Genomic DNA, 23,145 nt, shown 5'->3' on the forward strand with positions numbered 1-23,145 from the left:
CGGAACGACCGGAACCAGTGCCCGTTCAATTCGTCAATTGGTGATCCTCAACGGCCGARAGAATCAGACAAACAGAGATTGAAAAGGCTCAATGATCAATCTCACTGGCGTCGGGGGGCGTGGTCCGTGTCGGTCGAAGAACTGCAGGTACGTCGCTCGTAGAAGAACTCGATCGAACCGGAGGCCCGTAAAGACCGCCGCTGCGCGACGGTAATCCCGCGTGCCGCCCGTGGGCCGCCCGCGATCTGGTGACGTTCGGCACAGTCGGGCCACACCCCGGAAAGATCGACATTGGTTCCCATCAAAATACCTTGGCGTAAGCCGTGGTCGGCGGCGAGAATAGCAGCGGATGGGAGATCTTCCCCACGCCGCCGCGCGCCTGGAAGGCCGTACCGTGGTAGGGTCCGGCAGTCGTAAGATCATTTTTATTCATCTCTCGGAAACGCCGGCCGACGGAGTGCTTTGGGTGCTTACCGACCCCGGCGAGTAGCATGCGATATCTCTGTCGTGCATGCGACATCGTCATGAAAGGTCGCGGATCGTTCGTATCATGAAGCCAGCCAGTGAAAGGGCCTCGCTGAGTGCCGGCGCGCTCTTCGCGAGTCAGTCGGCRCTGGTCAGACGTCTCTGCAATCGCCGCCGAGTCATCGGGCCTGGCGCCTGCGACTGGAAAGCAGCCGTGGCGCGTGGACCTCAGCTCTCCTTTCGGCCCGCTGGCCCGTGGACCGTAACCACCCTCAGGAGGAGCATGTCCATTCAGTGAAGCGAGACCAGAAGACTGAAGGTCGGTTCGAGCGAGGAGCCCACGAGCATGGTGGACAGCATCAATGCGTTTATGATCTTCGGTCCTCTGGAGATCATTCTCAAAGGAGAGATCATCTCGATTGAGTCCGGAAAGCTCCGCACCCTGCTGGCAGCCCTCCTGCTGGACGCGGGCAGCGTCGTCGGCTCCGATCGGCTGATCGACTGGTTGTGGGACGACCACCAGCCAGCGAACCCGCGGGGAGCGCTACACACGTACATTCGGCGGCTCCGTCAGCTCCTGGGCGACCCGAAGATGCTGAGCACTGTCAGTAGCGGCTACCGCCTGAACCTCGGGACGGCGGTCCTGGACCTGCAGCAGTTCCGCCGGCTGATCAGGGGGGCCGAGGAGACGGCGGACCCGCAGGCTCAGGCGAAACTGCTGACCGACGCGCTGGCGATCTGGCGCGGCCCCGCGCTGGCCGACGTGCCCTCCGAGTCCCTGCGCCGGGAGAAGGGCGCGGCGCTGGAGGAGGAAAGGATGTCCGCGCTGGAGTCCCGCTTCGAGCTCGAGGTGCGCTTGAACCGAGCCGCCCAGATTGTCCGCGAGATCCGCCTCGCGGCTATCGACAATCCCTATCGGGAGAAGTTCTGGGAGCTGCTGATGCTGGCCCTGTACCGGGCCGGCCGGCAGGCCGAGGCACTGGACGTCTACCAGCAGGTGCGCACGCTGCTGGTAGACGAGCTCGGCATCGAGCCCGGCAGCGGCCTGCGGGACCTGCACGGGCGGATCCTCGAGTCCGACCCGCAGCTGTGCCTGCCGGATCGGTCCGCACCCGACGCGGCGACGCCGTCCACAGTGCCGGCCCAGCTCCCCGCCGACGCGATCGGGTTCGTCGGCCGGCAGGAGCTGATGGACCAGCTCACCGAGGCCTTGCGCCCGTCTGGGACGCGCCCGGGCGTACCGGTCGTCGTGTTGTGCGGGCCGCCCGGAATCGGCAAGACGGCGCTGGCTGTAAGTCTCGGCCACCGGTTGCGGCCAGCGTTCCCGGACGGGCAGCTGTACGTCAACCTGCGCAGCCACGAGCGGCTCGGCCAGGACCCGCCGCTCACTCCGGAGCATGTGCTGCCGCAGTTCCTACGCAGCCTCGGCGTTCCGCCGGGCCAGATCCCGGTCGAGCTGGCCGAGCAGGCGAACCTGTTCCGATCGAAGGTCGCCGGCCGACACGTGCTGGTGATGCTCGACAACGCCTCGAGCATTGACCAGGTGATGCCGCTGTTGCCCGGCGACGCCGGTTGCTCCGTCATCATCACCAGCCGACGGCACCTGGGTGGCCTGGTCGCCACGCTGGGCGCGCAGGTCGTCCAAGTGGGCACTCTGAGCCCCGAGGAGTCCCGCGAGCTCGTCGAGGGCATGTTGCGCAACGTCGCTGTCCCGGTGGATCCTGCGCTGATTCCGGAGGTGGTGGCGCTGTGTGCGTATCTCCCCCTCGCCCTGCGCATCGCCGCCGCCAATCTGATCAGTTTCCCGGGCGGCCACGCCGACGAATACGTGGACAGCCTGCGCACGGGCAACCGGCTGGCGGCGCTTACCGTGGACGACGACCCGGTCTCGGCGGTGTCCAACGCCTTCGCGCTGTCCTACGACTCGGTCGGGCCGGACGATCGCCGGTTGTTCAGCCTGGCCGGGCTCTTCCCCGGGCCCGACTTCTCGGCCAATGCCGTCGCTGTCCTGGCAGACATGAGCACAGCCCAGACCCGCAACTCGTTGAACAGGCTCACGGTGGCGAACCTGCTGCAGCAGCAGGCGCCCGGCCGGTACCAGTTTCACGACCTGCTGCGGGAATACGCTTACAAGCGGGCAGGCGACCATTTCACTGCCCAGGAGATAGCGGCGGCAGTGGACCGTCTCGGCCTGTGGTACCTGGTCGGCACGAGAAACGCGGTGGATATCCTGCACGTGGAGTTCCTCCGGCTCCCGCTGCCGCCAGAAACACGCTCCGTGATCGACGCGCCGGAATTCGTCGACGAGAGCCAGGCGATGGCCTGGCTGCTCGCGGAGTGGCGCAACGTCCTTGCTTGTATGCGCGCGCTCGACGGTTCCTGTTCAAGCCATCTGACCTGGCATCTTTCCGATGCGCTCCGCGGGTTCTTCTGGACCGGAAGATATCGGACTGAATGGTCGGAGGCGGCGCACGGCGGTCTGATTGCGGCCGGTCGGAGTAAGGACAAGCTCGGCATGGCCGCGATGCACCGCAGTCTCGCCAACCTGTATAACACGCTAGGTGACTATCGTCAGGCGATAAACCACCTTGCTGAAAGTGTCGCCCTGCACACCGACCTCGGCATGTCCGAGGAGGTGGCCGCCATCCTGAACAACCTCAGTCTCGCCCATCTGAGTCTCAGCCAGGTCGATCAGGCCGAGCGCATCGGGCAGGRGGCCTTGGCGATCGCCCGGGAAGTCGGGTCCCCGCGGACCGAGGCCGCCGCGCTTGGACTACTCGGCCAGATCCACTGGGCTCAGGGCGACATGACTGTGGCCACGACCTACATCACGTCGTCGCTGCGGGCCGCCGGCGAGCTCGGGCTGCATCACATCACCTCGTACAGCCTGAGGAACCTGGGCCTGGTACGTGAGGCGTTGGGAGATCTGGACGCTGCGAAGTCCTGCTTCTCCCAGGCTCTTGAGGTCTCCACGCGTATCGACTCCTTCTACGACCGGAGCATCTCGCTCTACGGGCTCGCGCTGGTGCACCACGATGTCGGTGACAACCAGGCCKCGCTTGAGTTCGCCGAGCAGGCGCTGGGCGCCTTCCAGGAGTGCGGTGACCGGACCTTTGAGGCGGAGACCCTCTGCATCATGTCGGGGATCAACGCCGAGCGCGGGGACTGGACCGCATCCATCCAGTGCGCCCGGCAGGCATTCGAACGGGCAAACGCCATCGACTACACCGACGGGAAGGCCTACTCGCTCGTCCGGATCGCGCTCGCGGACGACCACTTCGGCCGTGCCGCCGCCGCGGCGCTGCACGCGGCAGACGCCTTCGCCCTGGTGGCCGGCACCAACCGGATCACTCAGCGCAGGATCCTGGTAGACCTCGGGCTGATGTACGCCGAGCAGCAGGAGTTCGAGCGAGCCACCGAATGCGCACAACGCCTGCGCACCATCTCGGAGGAGACCGGGCAGCTTCTGGGCGCGGCCGAGGCGAAAAGGATTATGGCCCTGGTCACGCGCCGGTCGAACCTTTTGCCATCCGCCGAACCCCTCCGGAACGAAGCGTCGTAGACCGTCGGCTGGACCGCGTGCCTGATACAACCCGGGTGCGCGGACCGCGCGACATCCGGCCTTTCTCACCCTCTGATCATGCGCCCCTCGGCGGAACTGGTCTGATACGCCGGCGTGGTCCCGCTGATGTCAACCGCCAGCCAGCCGTCAGCGGCACGAAAGGATGGTCGGGGTAGCTTTGTCCTGCGCAGGAAATATGCGCCCAGTACAAGCAGATGCCGTCCTGGCGACGGGCGCAGCAATCAGCGGAAGAAATCCCGCGCAGGACCCCAGCGAAGGATCCGTAGATGCCGGCTGACACTGAGATCGCACACACCGAGGACTCTCTCCGCGAGCTGCACTTCATGCAGACGGTCGACCGTTCCCTCATCCACCGTCACGCGCTTTCCGAAGTGTTCCTGACCGACACCGTGCCCACCGGTGCGACGTCCTACCTGGCTGCCGCCCAACTGCCGTCRTCCCACGCGTACTTCACCGACCACGTCCGACACGGCGCGGTGGATCCACTGCTTCTGCTGGAATGCTCACGCCAGGCTGAGACCTACGGCGCCCACGTGCATTTCGGCGTGGCACGGGACACCCGGTTCGTCCTGAGGTCGTGGTCCATGCAGCTGCCGGGGCTGTTCGCCATCCGCACCCGAGGCGCCAGCGAGCTGACGATGGCGGTCGGCACGCGCCCACTCGTCGGCGACCGGCCGACCAGTCGGTCGCTGGCCTACGACATCCGGCTTTCCCTGGACGGCGTGGCCATCGGCGACACCCGGATCGCGGTGGGCTACCTGTCTGACTCCGCCTACGAACACGTGCGGGCGCTCCGCCGGGGAAGCGCGCCGCACACATCGGACGACATCCGGCCCACGCCCGCGACGATCGCGCCGGCCGCTGTCGGGCGAGCCAGCAGCGTCAACACAATCCTCGTGGATCCCGTCCAGTTCGCTGGCGGGGCCACGGCCACCATTCGGGTGCCCGTCGACAACCGCAGCATGTTCGACCACGCACTGGACCATTTCCCCGGCATGGTACTCACCGAGGCGGCCCGGCAGCTGTGCCTGTGGTCCGGCGCGGACCTGCTCGGCGTGCCGGCCACCGCGGCCACCGTCGTCGCCTTCGACCTGGCCTTCACCCGGTTCGCCGAGCTGGATGTGACAACCACCGTGGCAGCGGTCCACCAGCATGAGGACGTGGTCGGCGGGTCCACCTTCGCCGTGTCCTTCCAGCAGAACGACGCCGTCATCGCGGCGGGAACCATGACCATCTGCCCGGTTCCCACCAGTCATCTCACCGACGACTGAACCCACAGCCGCACACAACGCCAGCTGCACAGGGCGAGGACGGGCACCGGCGGTGGCGCCGCGGGCCCGGGAGGAGAATGCGATGGGCCGATCGATCTTCATCACGGGCGGGAGCCGGGGCATCGGCCTGGCCGCCGCACGGTCGTTCGCCGAGGGGGGCGACCGGGTCGCCGTCGCCGGCCGGTCGGGGGCCGCCCCGGAAGGCGTGCTCGGTCTGCGCGCGGACGTCAGGGTACCTGGCGACGTCGAGCGTGCGCTGCGAGAGGCGGAGGAGGCGCACGGAACGGTCGAGGTACTCGTCGCCAACGCGGGCATCACCATCGACGTCCCGCTGCTGCGGATGTCCGACGAACAGTTCGAGACCGTGGTCGACACGAACCTGGCCGGAGCGTTCAGAGCCGTCCGGGCCGCCGTCGCCAGCATGCTTCCGGCCCGGCGTGGGCGAGTGGTGTGCGTGTCGTCGGCACTTGGTTTCCTCGGCTCCCCCGGRCAGAGCAACTACGCCGCGTCCAAGTCCGCCCTCCTCGGCATGGCACGGTCCGTCGTGTGGGAGCTCGGGAACCGCGACATCACCGTGAACGTGGTGGCACCGGGGATCATTGACACCGACATGACCAGGCCGCTGACCGAACAGCGCAGGCAGGAGCTGATGCGGATGACCCCGCTGCGCCGGATGGGGACAGTGGACGAGGTCGTCGCCGCCATCCGGTTCCTCGCCAGCGACGAGGCAAGCTACGTCACTGGCACCGTCCTCCCCGTCGGCGGCGGCATCGCGATGGGCCTGTAGGCGCAACCCCGACCGGGTGCGGACAGTCCGCGCCGCCGTCAGGTGCGGGCCGCGGCCAGCAGATGCCGGGTGTACGGGTGCGCGGGGCGCTCGAGCACCTGCTCCGCGCCGCCGATCTCGGCCACCTGCCCGTCCTTCATCACCAGGACGCGGTCGCTGACGTGCCGGATCACTGCGATATCGTGGGAGATGAACAGCAGGGCCAAGCCGAGTTCGTCGCGCAGTCCCGCCAGCAGGTCGAGGATCTGGGCCTGCACCGACAGGTCGAGCGCGGACACCGGTTCGTCGCAGACGAGGACCTCGGGTGACGGCGCGAGCGCACGCGCGATCGCCAGCCGCTGACGCTGCCCGCCGGACAGCTCGCGAGGGTGGCGTCGCAGCACCTGTTCGGACAGCCCTACCTGGTCGAGGAGTGCGACGATCCGATCTCGTCGCGCCCGGCCCCGATCCGGACCGGACATGGCGTCGCCGACGATCCGCTCGGCGGTGTGACGCGGGTCGAATGAGCTCAGGCAGTCCTGGTGGACGGCCTGTATCCGGTGCCGCCGAGGCCTGCGGTCACGTTCGCGTACCCGGCTGGGCGAGGCGGTCGCCGCCGCGGCCGCCACCCAGGGCGCGCCGGCGAACCGGACGGTACCCTCGTCCGGTTCGAGCAGGCCGAGCACGATGCGGGCCAGCGTGGTCTTGCCGGACCCGGACCCACCGATGACGCCGAGTGTCTCGGCGGCACGAAGCTCGAACGTCACGGCACGGACGGCGTCCCGCCACCCCCCGTCGGGATCGCGGAAACGTTTGGTGATGCCGGTGGCTTCGACGAGAGCCTCGGCGGTGTCCCTGCGGGCCGGGGCGACGACCCGTGGCGGTCCGGCCCGCTCCGTTTCCGTTCCGGGCCGCCAGCACAGGACGCCGGGTTCGAGACCCGGGTGATCGGGGCGCGGCAGTTCCTCGCGGCACCGGTGGTCGGCGAGTGGGCAGCGCACCGCGTATGGGCAGCCGTCCGGCCCGGCCGGTGGACGGCGCGGCAGGTCCGGGGACAGCACGGTGCCCCGCGAGTGCCGCGAGGGGGCCGCCGCGAGCAACGCGCAGGTGTACGGATGCCGTGGACCGCCAAGCACGTCGACGGCCGGTCCCTGCTCGATGATCCGCCCCTCGTACATGACCGCCACCCGGTCGGCGACGGCGGCCACCGTGGCAAGATCGTGACTAATCAACAGCAGAGCGACACCGCCGCGTACCAGGCCGCGCAGCACCTCGACGATCCGCTCCCGGGAGGCGGCATCCAACGCGGTCGTGGGTTCGTCGACCAGCAGCAGGTCGGGTCCGGCCGCGACCGTCGAGGCGATCAGGGCCCGCTGTCGCAGACCGCCAGAGAGCTGATGCGGGTACTGCCCGGCGCGCCGGGCCGGCTCCGGCACCCCCACCTGCCCAAGCGTCGCGACGGCCCGCTCGCGGACGTCGCGACGGGCCACGATCCGGTGGACGCGCAGGGGCTCGGCCACCTCCGCTCCCACCGTCCGCAGCGGATCCAGGGAGGCCAACGCGTCCTGGGGCACCAACCCGATCCGGCGGCCTCGCAACACCCGCCACCCCGGTTCGGTCAAGGCGGTCAGATCCACGCCCTGCAGGTCCAGCCGGCCAGCACGGACCATCGCACCGCGCCCGGCCAGTCCGATCAGCGTCCGGGCGAGCACGCTCTTGCCGGCACCGGACTCGCCCACGACCGCGAGACACTCGCCGGGACGGACGGCGATCGACACGTCCCGCACCGCACGCACGCCGGCGACGCCGTCCCGAAACGTCACGTCCAGCCGCTCGACGACCAGGGTCGGCTCGGCGGCGGTCACGTCCGGGCTCATCCGCCGCGCCGGACAAGCCGCTGCTGGGCCCGGCGGCCGGCGGCCTGGACGGCGAGCACGGTCAGCGCGAGCGCCGCACCCGGGCACACCCCGACCCACCACGCGGACCGTAGGAAGTCCCGGCCTTCCGCCAGCATCAGACCCCACTGCGCGGTGGAGGGCTGCGGGCCCAACCCGAGGAAGCTCAGCCCCGCCACGTACACGATGGCCGAGCCGACCCCCGTGGTCGCCAGCGCCAGCGCCGGACCGAGCGCGTTTGGCAGCACGTGGCGCACGACCAGCGCCATCCGGCCGACGCCGAGTCCGCGGGCCGCCTCGACGTAACCCGCTCGGCGGGCGACCATCGCCTCGGCGCGGACGAGGCGGCCGTACAGAGGCGTCAGCGCCACCACCGTGGCAATCATGGTCCTGCCGCTGCCGGGCCCGAGCACCGCGATGACCAGGAGGGCGAGCATCAACGGGGGTATCGCGATCAGCACATCCATCACCCGGGTGAGCACCAGGTCGACGAGGCGCCCGCCGAGCGCCGCCGCGAGGCCCAGAGCCGCACCGATCCCCACGGCCAGCGCGACGGAGCCGACGCCGAGCAGCAGGGACGCCCGGGCACCATGYAGCACCCGGGCGCACACGTCCCGCCCGAGCTGGTCGGTCCCACACCAGTGCGAGCCGCTCGGCGCTGCCAGCACGCCTGACGGGTCGACGACGGTCGGCGAGGCGCCCGTGAGGATCCCCGGTGCCGTCACCGCCAGGGCGATCACCAGGAGGATGCCAGTGAGCAGGATCGTCGACGCGCGGGCGACGAGACGCGGCGCGGGCCGGTCAGACAGCGTCGGAGGCGCTGCCAGGACGTTGGTCACCGGTCCATCACCTCGATCCGAAGCCGCGGGTCGAGGACGCGTTGCAGCAGATCCACGACGGTGAAGACGACGGCCGAGACCAGGGCCGATGTGAGGACGACCCCCATCACCACGGGCATGTCCCGGTCGATGACGGCGTGCACGGTCAGCGCGCCGAGCCCCGGGCGGGCGAAGACCGTCTCGACGAGGACGGTGCCGGCGAGCAGCGTCCCGGCGAGCCAGCCGCCGAGGTTGAGCGCGCTTGCGGCGGCGTGGCGCAGGGCGTGGCGCATTGTGACGCCGGTGGGGCTCAGGCCGCGGRCCCGAGCGGCGGCGGCGAACGGCTGCGCGAGGGCGGCTTCCAGTCCCTCCCGCAGCGTCCGGGAAAGCGCGCCGGCGGCCGGCATGGCGAGGGTCACCGACGGCAACACAAGGCTGGCCGCGCCCTGGGCCCCCGCTCCGGGGAAGATCCGCAACTGGAACGAGAACACGCTCACCAGCACGATGCCCACCCAGAACGAGGGCACGGACAGGGCCAGTGACTCCCAGGCCATCGCCGCGGCGCGCAGTCCCGGTCGGCGGCCCGCGGTCGCGACGGCGATGGCCACCCCGGTCAGGACCGCGAGCACCAGCGCCGCGGCCGCGAGTTCGGCCGTGGGTCGCAGCTGATCCACGATCACCTCGCTGACCGGCTGCTGGAGTTGATACGAGGTACCCAGGTCGCCGCGGGCGAGATGGCCGAGATAGTGGACGTACCTCAGCGGAGCCGGCTCGCCGAGACCGTACTCTGCCTGGATTTCCGCCCGTACCTGGGGCGAGGCGGACGTTCCCGGCCCTAGCAGGACCGCCACCGGATCGCCCGGGGCCAGCTGCAGCGCGGTGAAGGTGAGCGTGGCGGCGCCCAGCAGTACCGCGGCACCGGAGAACAGGTGTCGCAGCAGGTGTCGCAGGACGGTCCGGCGGCGCGCGGGTTCGGGGGCGGGGCCGCGATCCTCCGTCGCCGGCGCCTGCTCGAGGACATGCATGTCGCCTCCAGACATCCGCCGCGCTACCCGGAGACGCGCCAGGCATCGAAGAAGAGCGGCCAGGCGTTCGGGTCGACGCCGATGCCGTCGACCCGTCGGGCCACGCCCAGGATCGAGCTGGGCGTGTAGAGCGGGACTACAGCCGCGCTGGCGAGCACGTCGTGCTGGACCCGCCCGTACAGGTCGTCGCGGGCCGTCCGGTCGAGGCTCTCCGCGCCGTCGACCGTCAGCCGGTCCACCTCCGCGTCGGCCAGCTGCGCCATGTTCTGCCCGCCAGATGCCGGGGAGCTGGCGGAGTTGAAGAACAGCCGCAGCACATCCGGATCAGCACGGCTCCAGCTGAAGTCCAGCATCTGCGCCTTGTTGCTGTAGGAGAGCGCCAGGTAGGTGYCGACGTCGAGACTGGGACGGGTGACCTCCACGCCCAGCTTCCGCAGGTCGGCCTGGATCRCCTGGCCGAGCACATCACGCTGGTCGCGCAGGTACGTCGGCACGACCGGCCAGGAGATGCTCAGCCGCCGGCCGTCGCGCACGCGGAACCCGGCGCCGTCGCGCCTGGCCCAACCGGCCTCGTCGAGCAGCTGGCCGGCTTTGACTGGGTCGTAGGGCCAGCTCTGCCTGACGGTCGCGTCGTAGGAGGGAGTGACGTCCGTCAGCGGGCCCCAGGCTCGCCGGTACTGACCGAAGTACACGGCGCCGACATTCCGGTCCACGTTGATTCCCCGCTGGATCGCGGTGCGGACCCGGCGGTCGGTGAAAGGCGCCAGCGACGTGTTCAGGTAGAGACTGTAGGGGACTCCCGGCACGTCCTTCCGCAGCAGCCGCAGATTCCGGTCGGCGCCGACGGACCGCGCGTCCGCCGGTGGCACGGCGGCGGCGACGTCGACCTGCCCGCTGGTCAGCGCGCCGACCCGGATGGAGTTCTCCTTCAGGATGCGGATGACGATCCGGTCGAGGTAGGCGGGGCCGGAGTGCCGCGCGGTCGCGGGCGCCCAGTCATAGGCCGGATTCCTGGTCAGGACGATGCGCTGGCCTCGGGTGCGACTGGTGACGGAGAACGGCCCGGTACCAACCGCTCGTGGCCCGCCCGCGCACAGCTGCGCGGCGTCGGTGGCGAGGACCTTCGGCGAGTAGAAGCCGAGATAGGTGGTGCTGGCGGCCTGGAGGAACGGGGCGAACGGCCGGCTGAAACGCACCCGTACGGTGTAGAGATCGACGACGTCGGTGCCGGCGTACGGGCCGAGCAGGCTCGCGGCGTACTGCGACCTGGTCTGCTTCGCGACGATGTGCGCGAAGTTGGCCCGCACCGCCGCCGCGTCGAAGGCGCTGCCGTCGGTGAAGGTCACGCCGTGGCGCAGATGAAAGGTGTAGGTGCGCAGGCCGTYGGTGATGTCCCAGGACGTCGCCAGCCAGGGGTGGAAATGACCKGCGTCGTCCTGCGCGACGAGTGAGTCGAAGACGTTGCGGAGGACGCTCGCGGTGACGTCCTGCTGGCTGGCGTGGATGTCGAAGCAGGTCGGCTCCGCGTCGATCGCGTAGGTCAGGGTTCCCCCGCGCACGGGTCGACCACCGCCTGCGGGAACCGCGGCGGTGTCGGGACCGCACCCGGTGAGCAGAAGTATCGCCGCGACAACGAGGAGTCCGAGCGCGGACCGTACGGACACGATGGGGTGCACAGCAGAGCTCCGGGGGTCGAGGGCCGGTGTGGTCAGAGGGCCGCGGGCGGGACGTCCGCGGCCGTCGCCCCCCGCCGGTCGGACGTCCCGCCCGCACCGGGTGACCGCACCTGCCCGGCGGGATGCGCCCCGGCCTCGCGGAGATGCCGCGTCACGAGCCCGTGCACGAGCGGGCACCACTGCGGGGGAAAGATGTGGCCCAGCTCGTCGACAACCACCAGCCGCGCGGCGGCGATCTCGCGGGCCAGCGTTTCGCCGTGCGCGAGGGGAAAAACGGTGTCGCGCCGGCCGTGCACCACCAGGGCCGGCACCCGGATCGCGCCGATCCTCGCGGTCAGCGGCGGCGTGCGGTCCAGTGCCCGCAGATGGTTACTGCCAAGGTCCGAGCCCGCCTCCCGTCGCATCGAGCGCTCGACCAGGTCCCGCCAGTAGGTCTCACTGAACGGCGCGCCGGCCCCCACGAGCACGCGCCAGCCGCGCACCGCCGCCGCGACGCGCGCCGCTCTGGTCGTCGGCGGGTTGTCGTTCAGCGCGGCGACGTGGTCGAGCAACGGCCGCTCCGGACCGGGCAGGCCGGTCAGGGGCGGCAGATGGACGTCGCCGTTGGCATCCGGGGAGCAGGACAGCAGGACCAGGGAGCGAACCAGGCTCGGCTCCTCCAGCGCGAGCAGCTGGGCCACGATGCCGCCCGCGGACTGGCCCACCACGTGTGCGGATGCCAGTCCCAGTCCGGTGATGACGTCCGCCGCGTCCCCGGCGAGCGTGGACAGGTCATAGCAGGAAAGGCGGGAGTCGGTCTTCGTGGACAGACCGACGTCACGATGGTCGTATCGGACCACCCGGTACCCGGAATCGGCCAGCATCCGGCAGAGCGCGTCGGGCCAGGTGATCCCCTGCGCGGGCCCGCCCATCACAAGCAGAATCGCGGGATCCGCTGACCTGCCAAAACTTTCGGTCCATAGCATAAGATCGTCTCGTGTCCGCACAAACCGTTCCATCTGCGTCTCTCTGCTAGCGTGCGCGTGTCTGGCAATCCCCGACGGGTCACGTGTGGAGGCGGCGGCGATGCCCGGTTACCGGCGCGGCGAGACAACAGCCCTCGTGCTGGTGGATCTCCAGCACTGGATCGTCGACATGCCGTGGGCGCCGATCCCGGGTACCCAGGTCGTCGACGCCTGCGTCCGGCTGCGTGACGGCCTGGCCGACGCGAAGGCGACGACGGTGATCGTGCGTTATCTGCGTGCCGACGGCCGCGACGGTGGGCCCCAGGCCGCGCCGAACCAGCTCGTCGCCGCCCTGGCGCCGCGGCCCGGCGACCTTGTCGTCACCAAGGACGGCCTGGATGCCTTCACGGGCACCGGCCTGGCCGGGCTGCTGCGCGAACAGGGCCGCACCAGGCTGGTGATCGCGGGCCTGTCCACCGCGCACGGCGTGTCCGCCACCGCTGGAACGGCGGTGGCGTCGGGCTTCGACGTGGCCGTCGTGTCCGATGCCACCGCGAGCGTGACGGTGGCGGAGCACACCGGAGCGCTCGATCAGCTCGCGCGCGCGGGCGCGGCGATCTGCTCGATGGCGGATATCCTCGCGCCGTGAGGCGTCACTGGCTGCTGCTGCCCGTGGGCCGAACGACGTAGACGACCCGGTACTGGGCGTCCGGTGGCGGACCGTCCAGCGCCATCGCATAGCGGTCGGCCAGCGTCATGAAGAACGTTCCGGCCGAATCCGGGTCGATGCGTTCCACCACCCCGCGGATTTCGAGGTACCGGTATGGCTGGTCCGGGTCGTTGATGGAGACCGCCACGTGTGGATTGGCCGTCACGTTTCGGTACTTGTACCGGACGGTCGTGTTCGTGAAACAGAGGAACTCGCCGTCCCAGGAAAACCACATGGGATTCACCTGCGGCTGCCCGTCGGGCCGGATGGTCGCCAGATGGGCGAAGAGCGGCCGCTCCAACAGGTCGCGGTGGCTGTCCGGAATGATGGTCACGTTTTTCTCCTCAGGTCGCCGAGGCCGTCAGGCTGCCTCGTCGGCGGTGCGGTGAACAGTGCGGTCAGTCGGGTCCGCACCGGTGCGGCGTCACGGGAGGCCGTGTCGACATGCCCGTCCGGGCGCACCAGGGCGGCGACAGCGCCCCGCGCCCGGCCGTTTCCGTCGAGCACCCGCACGTCCACCCGGTCCGCGAAGTGGTCGCGGCACAGGTCCGCCAGTGCGTCGAACGAGGCGCCGCCGGAACCGTGCCGCTCGGGCCGCGAGATCAGCAGGGTGTAGCGCAGGTCGTCGAGCTCGGACCGCAGCGGCAGCGGGATCAGTGCGCCCGGCTGGAATCCGGCCACCGCGCGGCCCTCCGACGCCGCCACCCGGTACCTGGTGCGCAGGCCGGCCAGCCAGGGAACGTAGGAGATGTCGAACAGTCGTAGGGCTGAGGCGGCCCGCAGCAGCGTGTCCCGAAGCGCCACCTGGTAGCCGCGGCGCAGCAGCCAGATCCGCGTCTGCACGTCGGCCTGGCGGACGACCGCCCGGGCTACCTGCCCACGCTCCGCCGCGTAGGTGTCCAGCAGATCCGGATCCGCCCGGCCGTGCCAGACGAACGCCATCTTCCAGGCCAGGTTGTGCGCGTCGGTGACGCCTGTGTTCAAGCCCTGCCCGCCGGCCGGGCTGTGGATGTGCGCCGCGTCCCCCACCAGGAACACGTGCCCGACCCTGGTCCGCTCGGCCTGCCTGGCGTGCACCGAGAACACGCTGAGCCAGTCCGGGTCACGCAGGACGATCCCGCCCGGGCCCCGCTCGTCGACCAGCCGCTGGACGGCGTCGAGGTCGGCTCCCTGCTGGGTGAAGTCCGGTGGCGCGGAGGTGAAGACCCGCCACCGGCCGGAGGGCAGCCCGCAGGCGACCAGGATGCCGCGCGTGGAGCAGAAGTAGTGGGTCATCGTCGGATCGAGTGCGGTGTCCGCCAGCGCGTCGGCCACCACGAAGCGCAGCTCATAGGTGTCGCCGTCGAAGCCGATGCCGAGCTGGGCCCGGACCGTGCTGCTCGCGCCATCGGCGCCGACCAGGTAGGCGAACTCCTCGATCCGCTCCGCGCCGTCCGGATACCGCACCCGCACCCGCACCCGGTCGTCGCACTGGTCGAGGTCGAGCAGTTCGGTGCGCCATTCCGGCGAGCCGCCGAGGCCGGTCAGGACCTCCCGCAGTACCTCCTCGACGCCGGGCTGCGGGCAGATCAGCGGCCGGGTGGCCGTCCGGTAGCGCAGGTTGGCGATGACCTTCCCCGAGGAGTAGTAGCGCATCTGCGTCTGCGGCAGGGATCTCGATGCCAGCGCCTCATCGCCCCCGATCCGACGGATCAGTTCACGGGTGCGTGGCCACACCCCGAGTGCCTTGGACAGGGTGCTCGGCCCGCCGGCCCGGTCGATGCAGCGCACCGGCACCCCGCGCCGGGTCAGCTCGATCGTGGCCATGAGACCGGCTGGTCCGGCGCCGGCGACCAGCACCGGCAGCCGCGGTGCCGACGGCGTCATGCGTCCACCGCCACGGTGACGGGCTCCGCCTGCTCGGTGGTGGTGACGCCAACCTCCCGCGGCCGCAGCAGCAGATGAAGCACGACCCCGGTGGCGGCTCCGATGCCGACCAGCAACCACAGCAGAACGTGGATGCCGTGGGTGTAGCTGCGCGTGAGCAGGTCGAGGAAATCGGCGCGGGCGGTACCGGTGAGGCCGTCCGCCGCGCCGGTGAGGTTCCCGCTGACCGCCTTGTTCGCGATCGTGGCGGCATCGGCACCGCCCGGCGGGACCGCCGTCGCCGGCAGGCCCGCGGAGATTCTCCCCCGGGTCACATCGAGCACCAGGGCCCCCATCGCCGCGATCGCCACCGCCTCGCTGGCCAGCCGCACGGTGTTGAACATGCCGGCGGCGGTACCCGCCTGTTCGGGCCGCACCGAGGTGATCGCGACACCGTCGACCAGACCGGCCGTCATGCCCATGCCCGTACCGATCAGGAACAGCGGCCCGATGAGGCTGACGACCGCGATGTCCTGGTCGATGACCGTGAGCCAGGCTGCACCGCCGGCGGCCACCAGCATGCTCAGGCTGAGCACCAGCCGGGTGGACAGCCCGCGCCGGACCAGGTTGCTGACAACCAGCGGCACCACCAGCACAGGCAGGGTAAGCAGCATCATCGTGTCACCGGCGYGGCCGACGGACATCCCGCGGGCACCGGTCAGGTAGGCGGGCAGGAGCACCACCAGGCAGACGAACCCGAAGGACAGGGACAGCGGCACCAGCGAGGCGGCCAGGAAGCGCGGCTGGCCGAACAGACCGAGGTCGAACATCGGTCGCGCCTGGCGCAGTTCGGCGACGACGAACAGCGCCATGAGCACCGCCGCCGCAACGAGGAGCAGCACCGTGCCGGCGCTGCTCCAGCCCCACTGCGGCCCCTGTACGACACCGAGCATCAGCAGCAGCAGGCTCAGCGTGAAGGAGGYGATGCCCGGCCAGTCGAACCGGATCGCGGCGGGATTGCGCGACTCCCGCACCATCGGCACCGCGACGGCCACCAGGACCATGACCACCAGGTGCGAGGCGAACACGCCTCGCCAGCCGAAGGCGTCCACCAGCAGCCCGGCGGTCGACGGACCGAGAGCCAGCCCGGCGCCGGCCGCCGAACCGAGGATGGCGAACGCCCTGGCCTGCGCCGCGCCCTCGAACGTGGTGGCGAGGATTGCCGACCCGGCCGTCATGACTGCGGCCGCGCCGACCCCGGCCAGCGCCCGGGCCGCATCCAGCACGATGATGTCGGACGTCAGCACACTCACCGCGCTCGACAGGCTGAACAGGGTGAGGCCGGCGACGAACAGCCGCTTGCGACCCAGGATGTCGGCGGCCGAACCGCATGCCAGCATGGAACACGCGAAGGCCAGGTTGTAGGAGTTGACCACCCACTGCAACGGAGCGTACCCGGCGTGCAGGTCGACACCGATCCGCGGCAGGGCGACGGACGTGCCGGTCAGGGAGGCCGGCAGGGTCAGCACGGCCAGGCAGACCGCGATCAGAACAATCACCGGGCGGCCGCGGCCGCCCACGGAAGGCGCATTCATGGCAGAGGTCCTTGTTCCCAGAACTGGTGGGGCCGAGTAGGGCGAAAAGAACGGAGGGGACGGGTGGCGCGGAGAAGGACGCGCGACCGGGTCAGGCCGCCGGTCGGCCGACGGCCGCGCAGGAGAAGCTGAAGCCACCGCCGGCGCCGATCACCAGGGCGAACTCGCCCGGGGCGAGCAGGTCCTGTTCGACGATCGCGGCGAGGTTCGCCCCCATGTCGCCCGCGCCCAGATGCCCGGTCTCCGCGCCGAGGTCCACGATCTTGGCGGTGGTGGCGTTCTCAACGGCCGGGTGATAGGTCTCCTGCCGCACCTTGAGACCGACCCGGGGCAGGGCGATGAGGCGCAGCCGCGGATCGTCGGAGGTGAGGCCGCTGTCGGCGAGGCAGTCCGCGATGATGCGACGGAGCGTCGCGTGCACGTCCCGGAAAAAGCCGGCGGTGCCGACGTCCTCCATGAAGGCCTTCTTCGTCCGCCTCACGTCCACTCGCTCGCTGAGCCACCGGCTCGCCGGGGTGAAGGGGTCGCGACCGCGGTGCAGCCCCTCAGCGGCGGAGACCGCCCCGCTGGCCAGACCGAGCAGCGTCAGCTCGTCCACCGCGTCGTCCCGCTCGTGCAGGAGCATGGCCGTCGCGCCGTCACCGTAGAAGACTCCGTAGTCACCGCTCCAGCGGTCGAATCCCTCGTCGCGGAAACAGTCGGCCGTCGTCACCAGCGCGGCGCCGGTCGTGCTGTCGGCGAGCAGGCGGGCGCAGGCCGCCTCCAGGGCGACCCCTCCGCCGTTGCACATGACCTGGATGCCCAGCGGGACGCTGCGGCGGGCACCGAGCTGATCGGCGATGTAGTGCGCGGGCGACCAGAAGTCGTGCCCCTGGTGATGGATCCAGGCGTGCGCGCTGAAACCGAGGCGGCTTCCGTCCCAGCCGGCGGCGTACAGCGCCGCCCGCGCGGCCCGGACCGCCATTTCCGGCGCCGCGACATCCCGCGCGACCGGTACCCGGATGACGGCGGTGTTCGCCAGGTCCTGTTCGCTGATGTGGCCCTGGCCGATCGCGTCTCGGGCGGACACGGTCGCGTCGGGCAACCACGCTCGGACCGCTCGGAGACCGAACCCCGATCTGAGGTACATCATGCCTTCCCATTGCCTCGTGTCGGAATGCCGGGAAGAAGGTCCCAGCCGCGCTCGGCCGCATGGGCGAGGAGAACCGGGTCCTGTCCGACCACGCCGGCGTGGCCCACGGCCGCGAGCATCGGCAGGTCCGAGGAGTGATCGCCGTAGGCGACGCAGAGCCGCCCGTCGACGCCGAACTCGGCGAGCAACGCCCGGGCCGCGGTGGCCTTGCCCTCACCGATGACGGTGCGGACCACCCGGCCGGTGTACCGGCCGGCACGGACTTCGGGGACCGTACCGAGCACCTGATCCGCCCCGAGGTGTTCCGCGATCGGGTCCAGGCAGGCCGAGAACGATCCCGACACCAGGACGATGATCGTCCCGGCGGCCTGGAGTCGGCGCAGCACCCGCACCAGCTCGCCGTGGAAGAGCGAGCCCCCCACCATCTCCTGTTGGAACCACCGCCGGCCGCTTGCGGCCACCTCGGTCTCCCGCTGGCCAGCGAAGACCTCGTAATAGAGCCGGTTGGTCTCCCCGCGTGGCACCCCGTCGGCCGCGAGCCGGTGCAACCGGTCCGCGATCTGCCGGTACCGGTCCGGCGCGCCGAGGTGGAACTCCAGAAAACTGAGCATCCCCTTGACGGTGATGAGTGTTTCGTCGACGTCGAAGAACGCGATCCGGGCGGGATCGATGCCCATGGCGACTCAGTACCTAGTGCCGACGGCCGCCGGCACCGCGTCGAGATCCGCCAGGTCTTCGCCGCTCAGGACCAGGTCCGTCGCCGCCACGTTCTCCCGCAGGTAGCGAGGGTTCTTTGTGCCGGGAATGGGGACGACCTGACTGCCGTGGGCCAGCGTCCAGGCGATGGCCACCTGCGCCGGCGTCGCGGAGTGACGCTCCGCCACCTCGCGGACGACATCAACGATGCGCTGGTTCGTCACGATCGCGGGTCCGCGGAACCGCGGGTTGGTCGCCCGGAAATCGGAGTCCTCGAAACGGTCGACGTGCAGGGTACCGGTGAGGAAGCCGCGGCCCAGCGGGGCGAACGGCACGAAGCTCACCTCGTTGTCGGCGCACCATCGGACGACGTCGCTCGCCTTGTCCGGCCCGAGCGGGTCCCGCGTCCACAGGGACAGCTCCGACTGGATCGCGGTGACCGGGTGGATCGCGTGCGCCTCGACGGCCTGCGCCACGCTGACCTCGGAAAGGCCGAGGAAACGCACTTTGCCCTCGGCGACCAGCTCGGCCATCGCCCCCCAGGTGTCCGCGAGCGGGACGGCCGAGTCGACGCGGTGCAGGTAATACAGGTCGATGACTTCGGTGCCAAGCCGGCGCAGGCTCGCCTCGATCGCCGTGCGCAGATAGGCGGGCGACCCGTCGAGATGTGACCTCCGGGCAGCCAGGTCCTCGATCACGATGCCGAACTTCGTGGCGACGACCACGTCCTCGCGCCGACCGACGGCGGCCCGGCCGAGCAGCTCCTCGTTGTGGCCGGCACCATAGATGTCCGCGGTATCGAGCAGGGTCACGCCGAGGTCGACGGCTTCCCGGATCACCTCGACCGAACGGTTGTCGTCGAGTTCGGACTCCTTGTAGAGCCAGCTCATCCCCATGCAGCCCAGGCCGATCCCGCCGACCTCGACCCCGGTTGCGCCGAGTTTCCGTACCTGCATCCCACGTTCTCCTTTCGGACTCAGGCGGCGAGGAGCACCAGCGCCGCGTTGTGACCGCCGAATCCCAGCGAGGTGCTCAGCGCCACATCGAGGGACGCGGTCGTCGCCGTGCCGGCGACGACCGTCAGGTCGACCGCGGGATCCAGGTCGGTGAGATTCGCCGTCGGCGGGACGGCGCCGTGGCGCAGCGCCAACGCGGTGAGACCGGCCTCGATGGAGCCGGCTGCGGCCAGGGCGTGGCCAGTCACCCCCTTGGTCGACGTCACCAGGGGACGCTCGCCGAGGGTCCGGCGCAGCGCCCTGGCCTCGGTGACGTCGTTGAGCGGCGTCGACGTGCCGTGCGCGTTGACATGGTCGACGTCGTCGCCGGCGATCCCCGCGTCTCGCAGAGCCGCCCGCACCGCCCGCTCGATGCCCGCCCCGGCCGGATCAGGCGCAGTCGCGTGGTACGCGTCCGACGAGGCTCCAAATCCGCTGACCAGGGCGTGGACGTCGGCCCCGCGGGCGCGGGCGTCGGCGGGCCGCTCAAGAACGAGGATCCCAGCGCCCTCACCGGCGACGAACCCGTCCCGGGCCACGTCGAACGGGCGCGACGCGGCGGCCGGGTCGTCACGCCGGGCCGACAGCGCGCCCATCCGCTGCAGGCCGGTGATCGCACCCGCGGACAGGGCCGACTCGGCACCGCCGGCTATCACGACGTCGCAGGTGTCGGACCGCAGCAGGTCCCGGGCGAGACCTACGGCGGTGGAGCCGGACGCACAGGCCGTCGCCGTGACCAGACTTGGGCCGAGCGCCTGGCAGTCGATCGCCACGCAGCCCGCGACCATGTTCGCCATCCCCATAGGGATCATCAACGGCGAGACGTCCTCCGGCGCGCCTTCGACGAGAGAGCGGTGCTGCCGTTCCCAGGTGTCGGTGCCGCCAAGCGAGTTGCCGATCACCACGCCGACGCGCGCGCCGTCCCACGTCCCCGGGTCCAGCCGGGCATCGGCGATCGCCTGGCGAGCGGCCACGATCGCAAGCTGGACGAACCGGTCGAGCCGCCAGGCCATGGCTCGGCCCAGCAGCTTCGTCCCGTCGAAGTCCGGCACCCGGCAGGAGAAGTCGACCGGGAGACCGGCCAGGGCCGGGTCCCGCGCCGCCGTGGACACCCCGGAACACACCCGCTCCCAGGTGGCGTCCGTCCCGATGCCGGCGGCGCTGACCAGGCCCAGACCGGTGATCGCGGCGTCGAACCGGGCCGGCGAGGAACCGGTCACACCCGGCTCCCCTTCGCCTCGACCAGCCTGGCGGTCTCGGCCAGGGTGGTGCCGGTCTGCAGGGCGTCGTCGTCGAGCGACACCCCGAGCTCCTTCCTGATGATCAGGAGGAACTCGATCAGACCGAGAGAGTCGAGCATCAGCTGCTCGTAGGTGCTGTCGGGCGTGACGCCCTCGGCGACGACACCGAGCCGGGACACGAGCAGGTCGGTGAGCGTTCCTTCCAGCGCGTTCATGATGTTCTCCGATCAGCGGGCCGCAGCCGGTACGGGCAGYGCGGCGGGAAGGGGCGGACGAGTCGGGAGCGGGAGCCCGGGCAGCGGCTCGACGGACAGGGACGGGAGCGTCAGCCCCGCGGCTCCCCAGGTGAGGCCGCCACCGAATCCGCAGAGCATGACCTGGTCATCCGGTTGCAGGTGACCGGAGACGACGCCGTCGACCAGGGCGAGTGGGATGGACGCCGCAACCGTGTTCGCGACCCGGTCGAGGTTCACCACCAGCCGTTCCACGGGAATCCCGAGCTCGAGTGCGACGGCGTGCAGGATGCGGACGTTCGCCTGATGCGCGATGACACGGTCGATCTCGCCGACCGACCAGCCGACGCGCTCGGCCACCTTCCCCGCGGACTCGCTCATCCGGATCACGGCGTTGCGGAAGACGGAGCGCCCCTGCATGTCGAAGAAGTAGTCGTCCTCCGGCGCGAGCAGCCCCATCGAGCGCTGCTCGGAGCCACCGGCCGGCACCGTGATGAGGTCGGCCTGGGAACCGTCGCTCCCGAGGTCGAATCCGAGGATCGCACCCCGCTCACCGGCCTCGCCGGCCCGCAGGACGACGGCGCCGGCACCGTCACCGAAGATCGCCCTGGTGGTGCGGTCCCGCGGGTTGAGGATGGTGGAGAACGAGTCGGCCCCGATGACCAACGCGGTGTCGACCGATCCGCTTGCGATCATCGTCGCGGACGTGGCCAGCGCGTAGACGAAACCACTGCACACCGCCGCGATGTCGAAGGCCGGTGCCTCCCCGAGCCCGAGCCTGCTGGCGACTTCGGGAGCCGTCGCCGGACAGGGGTGATCCGGCGTGCTGGTCGCCAGCACCACCAGGTCCACCCTCGACCGGTCGGCGGACCTCAGCGCGCGCCGCCCCGCCTCGATCGCGATACCCGACGTTGCCATGCCCGCGTCGACGACGAACCGCTGGCGGATTCCGGTTCGCGTCCTGATCCATTCATCGGTCGTGTCCAGTTCCTCGGCGAGCTGGTCGTTGGTCACCAGCCGGGGCGGCACCCAACCGCCCAGCCCGGACAGCACCGCGGCGCGGGCCGTCAAGGTAGGATCCCGCGTGTCGTACCGGCACCTTCTCGCGTCGAAAGTCGGCCGAAATCCTGTTCGACACCGGTCCGTGTGGTCATTACCGTCATTGCCGATTTCCCCTTCCAGCGGAGAGGATGTAGTCGTCGCGCATGGCCTCGCGGCGCCGGATGCGGCACGCCCGACCAGGCACTGTGGACAGCGACGACGTTAGCCGCGCGATCTTTCATCCCACTGACGGACTCCTTGCGGCCATCAATGCGGGGTATTATGCAGAATTTCGCCTCGACTCCCGCAGCGGAGTGCTACGGTCAGCCCGCGTGTAAAGAAGCAATTCTCGCGGATGGTTCAGGACCACGTCGGGGTGTCAAAACTCGGGCACCCGCGTTGACCGGGGGTTTTAGGCGGCTCGTTCATATTCGTTGATCAAGCCGCCGAGGACGGGCCGGCGCTTGATCCGTTCCTGGGTCAGGTCCGAGACGGGGTGATCGGGCTGTGGTGGTTGAAGGTCGCGGCCACGATGGGGTCGTCGTCTGTTGTAGTTCCGTGCGTACTCGGCCAGGGCAACGCGAAGGTGCCGCTCACCGAAGATCAGCATCCGGTCGGTGACCTCGGTCCGGACCGTGCGGATGAACCGTTCCGCGTAGGCGTTCGCCCGCAGGGTTCGGGGTGGGATCTTGACGGTGGTGATGCCGGCGTCGGTGAACGTGGTGCCTTCATACTGTTCATCTCGCTGTGATCGTTTGGGTTGTGGAGTTGACTTTCACGGTGCGGGCGGCGCGGTGGAGGCAGACGGTCTGGACCTGCTGGTTCCACGGGATGGCGACCCGTTCACGGATGCGGCGGGCGGTCAGGTAGCCGCGGCGGATCCAGTAGTAGACCTGCGCGGTGGGGATACCGAGCCTGGTGGCGGCCTGCTGGACGCTGATGTCTCCGTGTGCGGTGGCGGCGTGCGGGAGGGGCCGGCTGCCCGGGCCGGTCGGGCCGGATCCGGGATGTGCGATCCGCGTGCGGCAGGCGGCCTCGGCCTGCGGGTTCCACGGGAGGCTCAGGCACCCGCTCGGGGTGCGCCGCGCGGTCAGCTGGCCGATACGGATGCGGTAGTAGACGACGTCGTCGGGCACGCCGAGCCGGGTGGCGGCCTCGTGGACGGTGACGTCGCCGGGCAGGACCTCACGGGGGCCGGGGGTGCGGGGGATGAGG

General features: G+C 70.3%; 19 protein-coding genes and 1 pseudogene. 4 read left to right on the forward strand and 16 right to left on the reverse strand.

From position 1 onward, the window contains the following. The first annotated feature begins 811 nt into the window (after positions 1–811). From KBI5_RS18660 to fabG, 3 genes are all read left to right on the forward strand, one after another. Positions 812–4,027: a BTAD domain-containing putative transcriptional regulator gene (locus tag KBI5_RS18660; RefSeq protein WP_085015977.1), complete on the forward strand. Its 3,216-nt coding sequence runs from the start codon at positions 812–814 to the stop codon at positions 4,025–4,027. 287 nt (positions 4,028–4,314) lie between these two features. After that, positions 4,315–5,319 carry an AfsA-related hotdog domain-containing protein gene (locus tag KBI5_RS18665; protein WP_023841856.1) on the forward strand — a complete coding sequence of 335 codons (1,005 nt, stop codon included), beginning with the start codon at positions 4,315–4,317 and terminating at the stop codon, positions 5,317–5,319. A gap of 82 nt (positions 5,320–5,401) precedes the next feature. Next, on the forward strand, positions 5,402–6,106 hold the full coding sequence (gene fabG / locus KBI5_RS18670) for a 3-oxoacyl-ACP reductase FabG (RefSeq protein ID WP_011436539.1): 705 nt from the start codon (positions 5,402–5,404) through the stop codon (positions 6,104–6,106). A gap of 38 nt (positions 6,107–6,144) precedes the next feature. Here the strand turns inward: fabG and KBI5_RS18675 are convergent, their stop codons facing one another. The 5 genes from KBI5_RS18675 to KBI5_RS18695 are packed head-to-tail and all read right to left on the reverse strand — an operon-like array spanning position 6,145 to position 12,464. Beyond that, on the reverse strand, positions 6,145–7,962 hold the full coding sequence (locus tag KBI5_RS18675; RefSeq protein ID WP_023841855.1) for an ABC transporter ATP-binding protein: 1,818 nt from the start codon (positions 7,960–7,962) through the stop codon (positions 6,145–6,147). Next, on the reverse strand, positions 7,959–8,819 hold the full coding sequence (locus KBI5_RS18680; protein WP_011436537.1) for an ABC transporter permease: 861 nt from the start codon (positions 8,817–8,819) through the stop codon (positions 7,959–7,961). The genes KBI5_RS18675 and KBI5_RS18680 overlap by 4 nt, the downstream gene beginning before the upstream one ends. Then, positions 8,816–9,823, reverse strand: coding sequence for an ABC transporter permease (locus tag KBI5_RS18685; protein ID WP_241883015.1), 1,008 nt, complete (start codon positions 9,821–9,823; stop codon positions 8,816–8,818). The genes KBI5_RS18680 and KBI5_RS18685 overlap by 4 nt, the downstream gene beginning before the upstream one ends. 23 nt (positions 9,824–9,846) lie before the next feature. Next, positions 9,847–11,487 carry an ABC transporter substrate-binding protein gene (locus KBI5_RS18690; protein ID WP_241883016.1) on the reverse strand — a complete coding sequence of 547 codons (1,641 nt, stop codon included), beginning with the start codon at positions 11,485–11,487 and terminating at the stop codon, positions 9,847–9,849. A 44-nt stretch (positions 11,488–11,531) separates the two neighbouring features. Beyond that, positions 11,532–12,464 carry an alpha/beta fold hydrolase gene (locus tag KBI5_RS18695; RefSeq protein ID WP_160323729.1) on the reverse strand — a complete coding sequence of 311 codons (933 nt, stop codon included), beginning with the start codon at positions 12,462–12,464 and terminating at the stop codon, positions 11,532–11,534. A gap of 100 nt (positions 12,465–12,564) precedes the next feature. On the opposite strand from KBI5_RS18695, the gene KBI5_RS18700 reads away from it, so the two are divergent. Then, on the forward strand, positions 12,565–13,092 hold the full coding sequence (locus KBI5_RS18700; protein ID WP_023841852.1) for a cysteine hydrolase: 528 nt from the start codon (positions 12,565–12,567) through the stop codon (positions 13,090–13,092). A gap of 4 nt (positions 13,093–13,096) precedes the next feature. Here KBI5_RS18700 and KBI5_RS18705 read toward each other — a convergent pair whose 3' ends face one another. The 11 genes and pseudogenes from KBI5_RS18705 to KBI5_RS18755 all read right to left on the reverse strand — a co-directional run. After that, positions 13,097–13,486: a PPOX class F420-dependent oxidoreductase gene (locus KBI5_RS18705; RefSeq protein ID WP_011436532.1), complete on the reverse strand. Its 390-nt coding sequence runs from the start codon at positions 13,484–13,486 to the stop codon at positions 13,097–13,099. After that, positions 13,483–15,018, reverse strand: a complete 1,536-nt coding sequence (locus tag KBI5_RS18710) for an FAD-dependent monooxygenase (protein WP_011436531.1) — start codon at positions 15,016–15,018, stop codon at positions 13,483–13,485. The genes KBI5_RS18705 and KBI5_RS18710 overlap by 4 nt, the downstream gene beginning before the upstream one ends. After that, a complete protein-coding gene (locus KBI5_RS18715) occupies positions 15,015–16,592 on the reverse strand; it encodes an MFS transporter (protein ID WP_085015979.1) in 1,578 nt (525 codons plus the stop codon). The genes KBI5_RS18710 and KBI5_RS18715 overlap by 4 nt, the downstream gene beginning before the upstream one ends. Before the next feature lie 91 nt (positions 16,593–16,683). Next, the gene (locus KBI5_RS18720) at positions 16,684–17,676 is read right to left on the reverse strand and encodes a 3-oxoacyl-[acyl-carrier-protein] synthase III C-terminal domain-containing protein (protein WP_160323728.1); all 993 of its coding nucleotides are present in this window, start codon (positions 17,674–17,676) and stop codon (positions 16,684–16,686) included. A 44-nt stretch (positions 17,677–17,720) separates the two neighbouring features. Next, entirely contained in the window at positions 17,721–18,401 is a 681-nt protein-coding gene (locus tag KBI5_RS18725) for an HAD family hydrolase (protein WP_011436514.1), read from the reverse strand. Between the two features lie 6 nt (positions 18,402–18,407). Continuing rightward, positions 18,408–19,376: an aldo/keto reductase gene (locus KBI5_RS18730; RefSeq protein ID WP_011436513.1), complete on the reverse strand. Its 969-nt coding sequence runs from the start codon at positions 19,374–19,376 to the stop codon at positions 18,408–18,410. A 20-nt stretch (positions 19,377–19,396) separates the two neighbouring features. Then, a complete protein-coding gene (locus KBI5_RS18735) occupies positions 19,397–20,635 on the reverse strand; it encodes a beta-ketoacyl-[acyl-carrier-protein] synthase family protein (RefSeq protein WP_011436512.1) in 1,239 nt (412 codons plus the stop codon). Next, positions 20,632–20,871: an acyl carrier protein gene (locus tag KBI5_RS18740; RefSeq protein ID WP_011436511.1), complete on the reverse strand. Its 240-nt coding sequence runs from the start codon at positions 20,869–20,871 to the stop codon at positions 20,632–20,634. The genes KBI5_RS18735 and KBI5_RS18740 overlap by 4 nt, the downstream gene beginning before the upstream one ends. 12 nt (positions 20,872–20,883) lie before the next feature. Further along, the gene (locus KBI5_RS18745; RefSeq protein WP_011436510.1) at positions 20,884–21,960 is read right to left on the reverse strand and encodes a beta-ketoacyl-ACP synthase III; all 1,077 of its coding nucleotides are present in this window, start codon (positions 21,958–21,960) and stop codon (positions 20,884–20,886) included. Positions 21,961–22,342: 382 nt separating this feature from the next. Beyond that, a pseudogene (locus tag KBI5_RS18750) lies at positions 22,343–22,642 on the reverse strand (integrase core domain-containing protein); the annotation flags it as partial. Positions 22,643–22,667: 25 nt separating this feature from the next. Then, positions 22,668–23,145, reverse strand: a 478-nt coding sequence (locus KBI5_RS18755) for a helix-turn-helix domain-containing protein (protein ID WP_133057081.1), incomplete at its 5' end; no start/stop codon positions are given.

The organism is Frankia sp. KB5, assembly GCF_002099325.1.
Classification (GTDB): Bacteria; Actinomycetota; Actinomycetes; order Frankiales; family Frankiaceae; genus Frankia; species Frankia casuarinae.

Excerpts from the sequence above, each read along its gene's own strand:
- KBI5_RS18675 (WP_023841855.1), bottom strand. The coding sequence starts at position 7,962 with ATGAGCCCGGACGTGACCGCCGCCGAGCCGACCCTGGTCGTCGAGCGG.
- KBI5_RS18695 (WP_160323729.1), bottom strand. The coding sequence starts at position 12,464 with ATGCTATGGACCGAAAGTTTTGGCAGGTCAGCGGATCCCGCGATTCTG.
- KBI5_RS18700 (WP_023841852.1), top strand. The coding sequence starts at position 12,565 with ATGCCCGGTTACCGGCGCGGCGAGACAACAGCCCTCGTGCTGGTGGAT.
- KBI5_RS18710 (WP_011436531.1), bottom strand. The coding sequence starts at position 15,018 with ATGACGCCGTCGGCACCGCGGCTGCCGGTGCTGGTCGCCGGCGCCGGA.
- KBI5_RS18725 (WP_011436514.1), bottom strand. The coding sequence starts at position 18,401 with ATGGGCATCGATCCCGCCCGGATCGCGTTCTTCGACGTCGACGAAACA.
- KBI5_RS18730 (WP_011436513.1), bottom strand. The coding sequence starts at position 19,376 with ATGCAGGTACGGAAACTCGGCGCAACCGGGGTCGAGGTCGGCGGGATC.
- KBI5_RS18740 (WP_011436511.1), bottom strand. The coding sequence starts at position 20,871 with ATGAACGCGCTGGAAGGAACGCTCACCGACCTGCTCGTGTCCCGGCTC.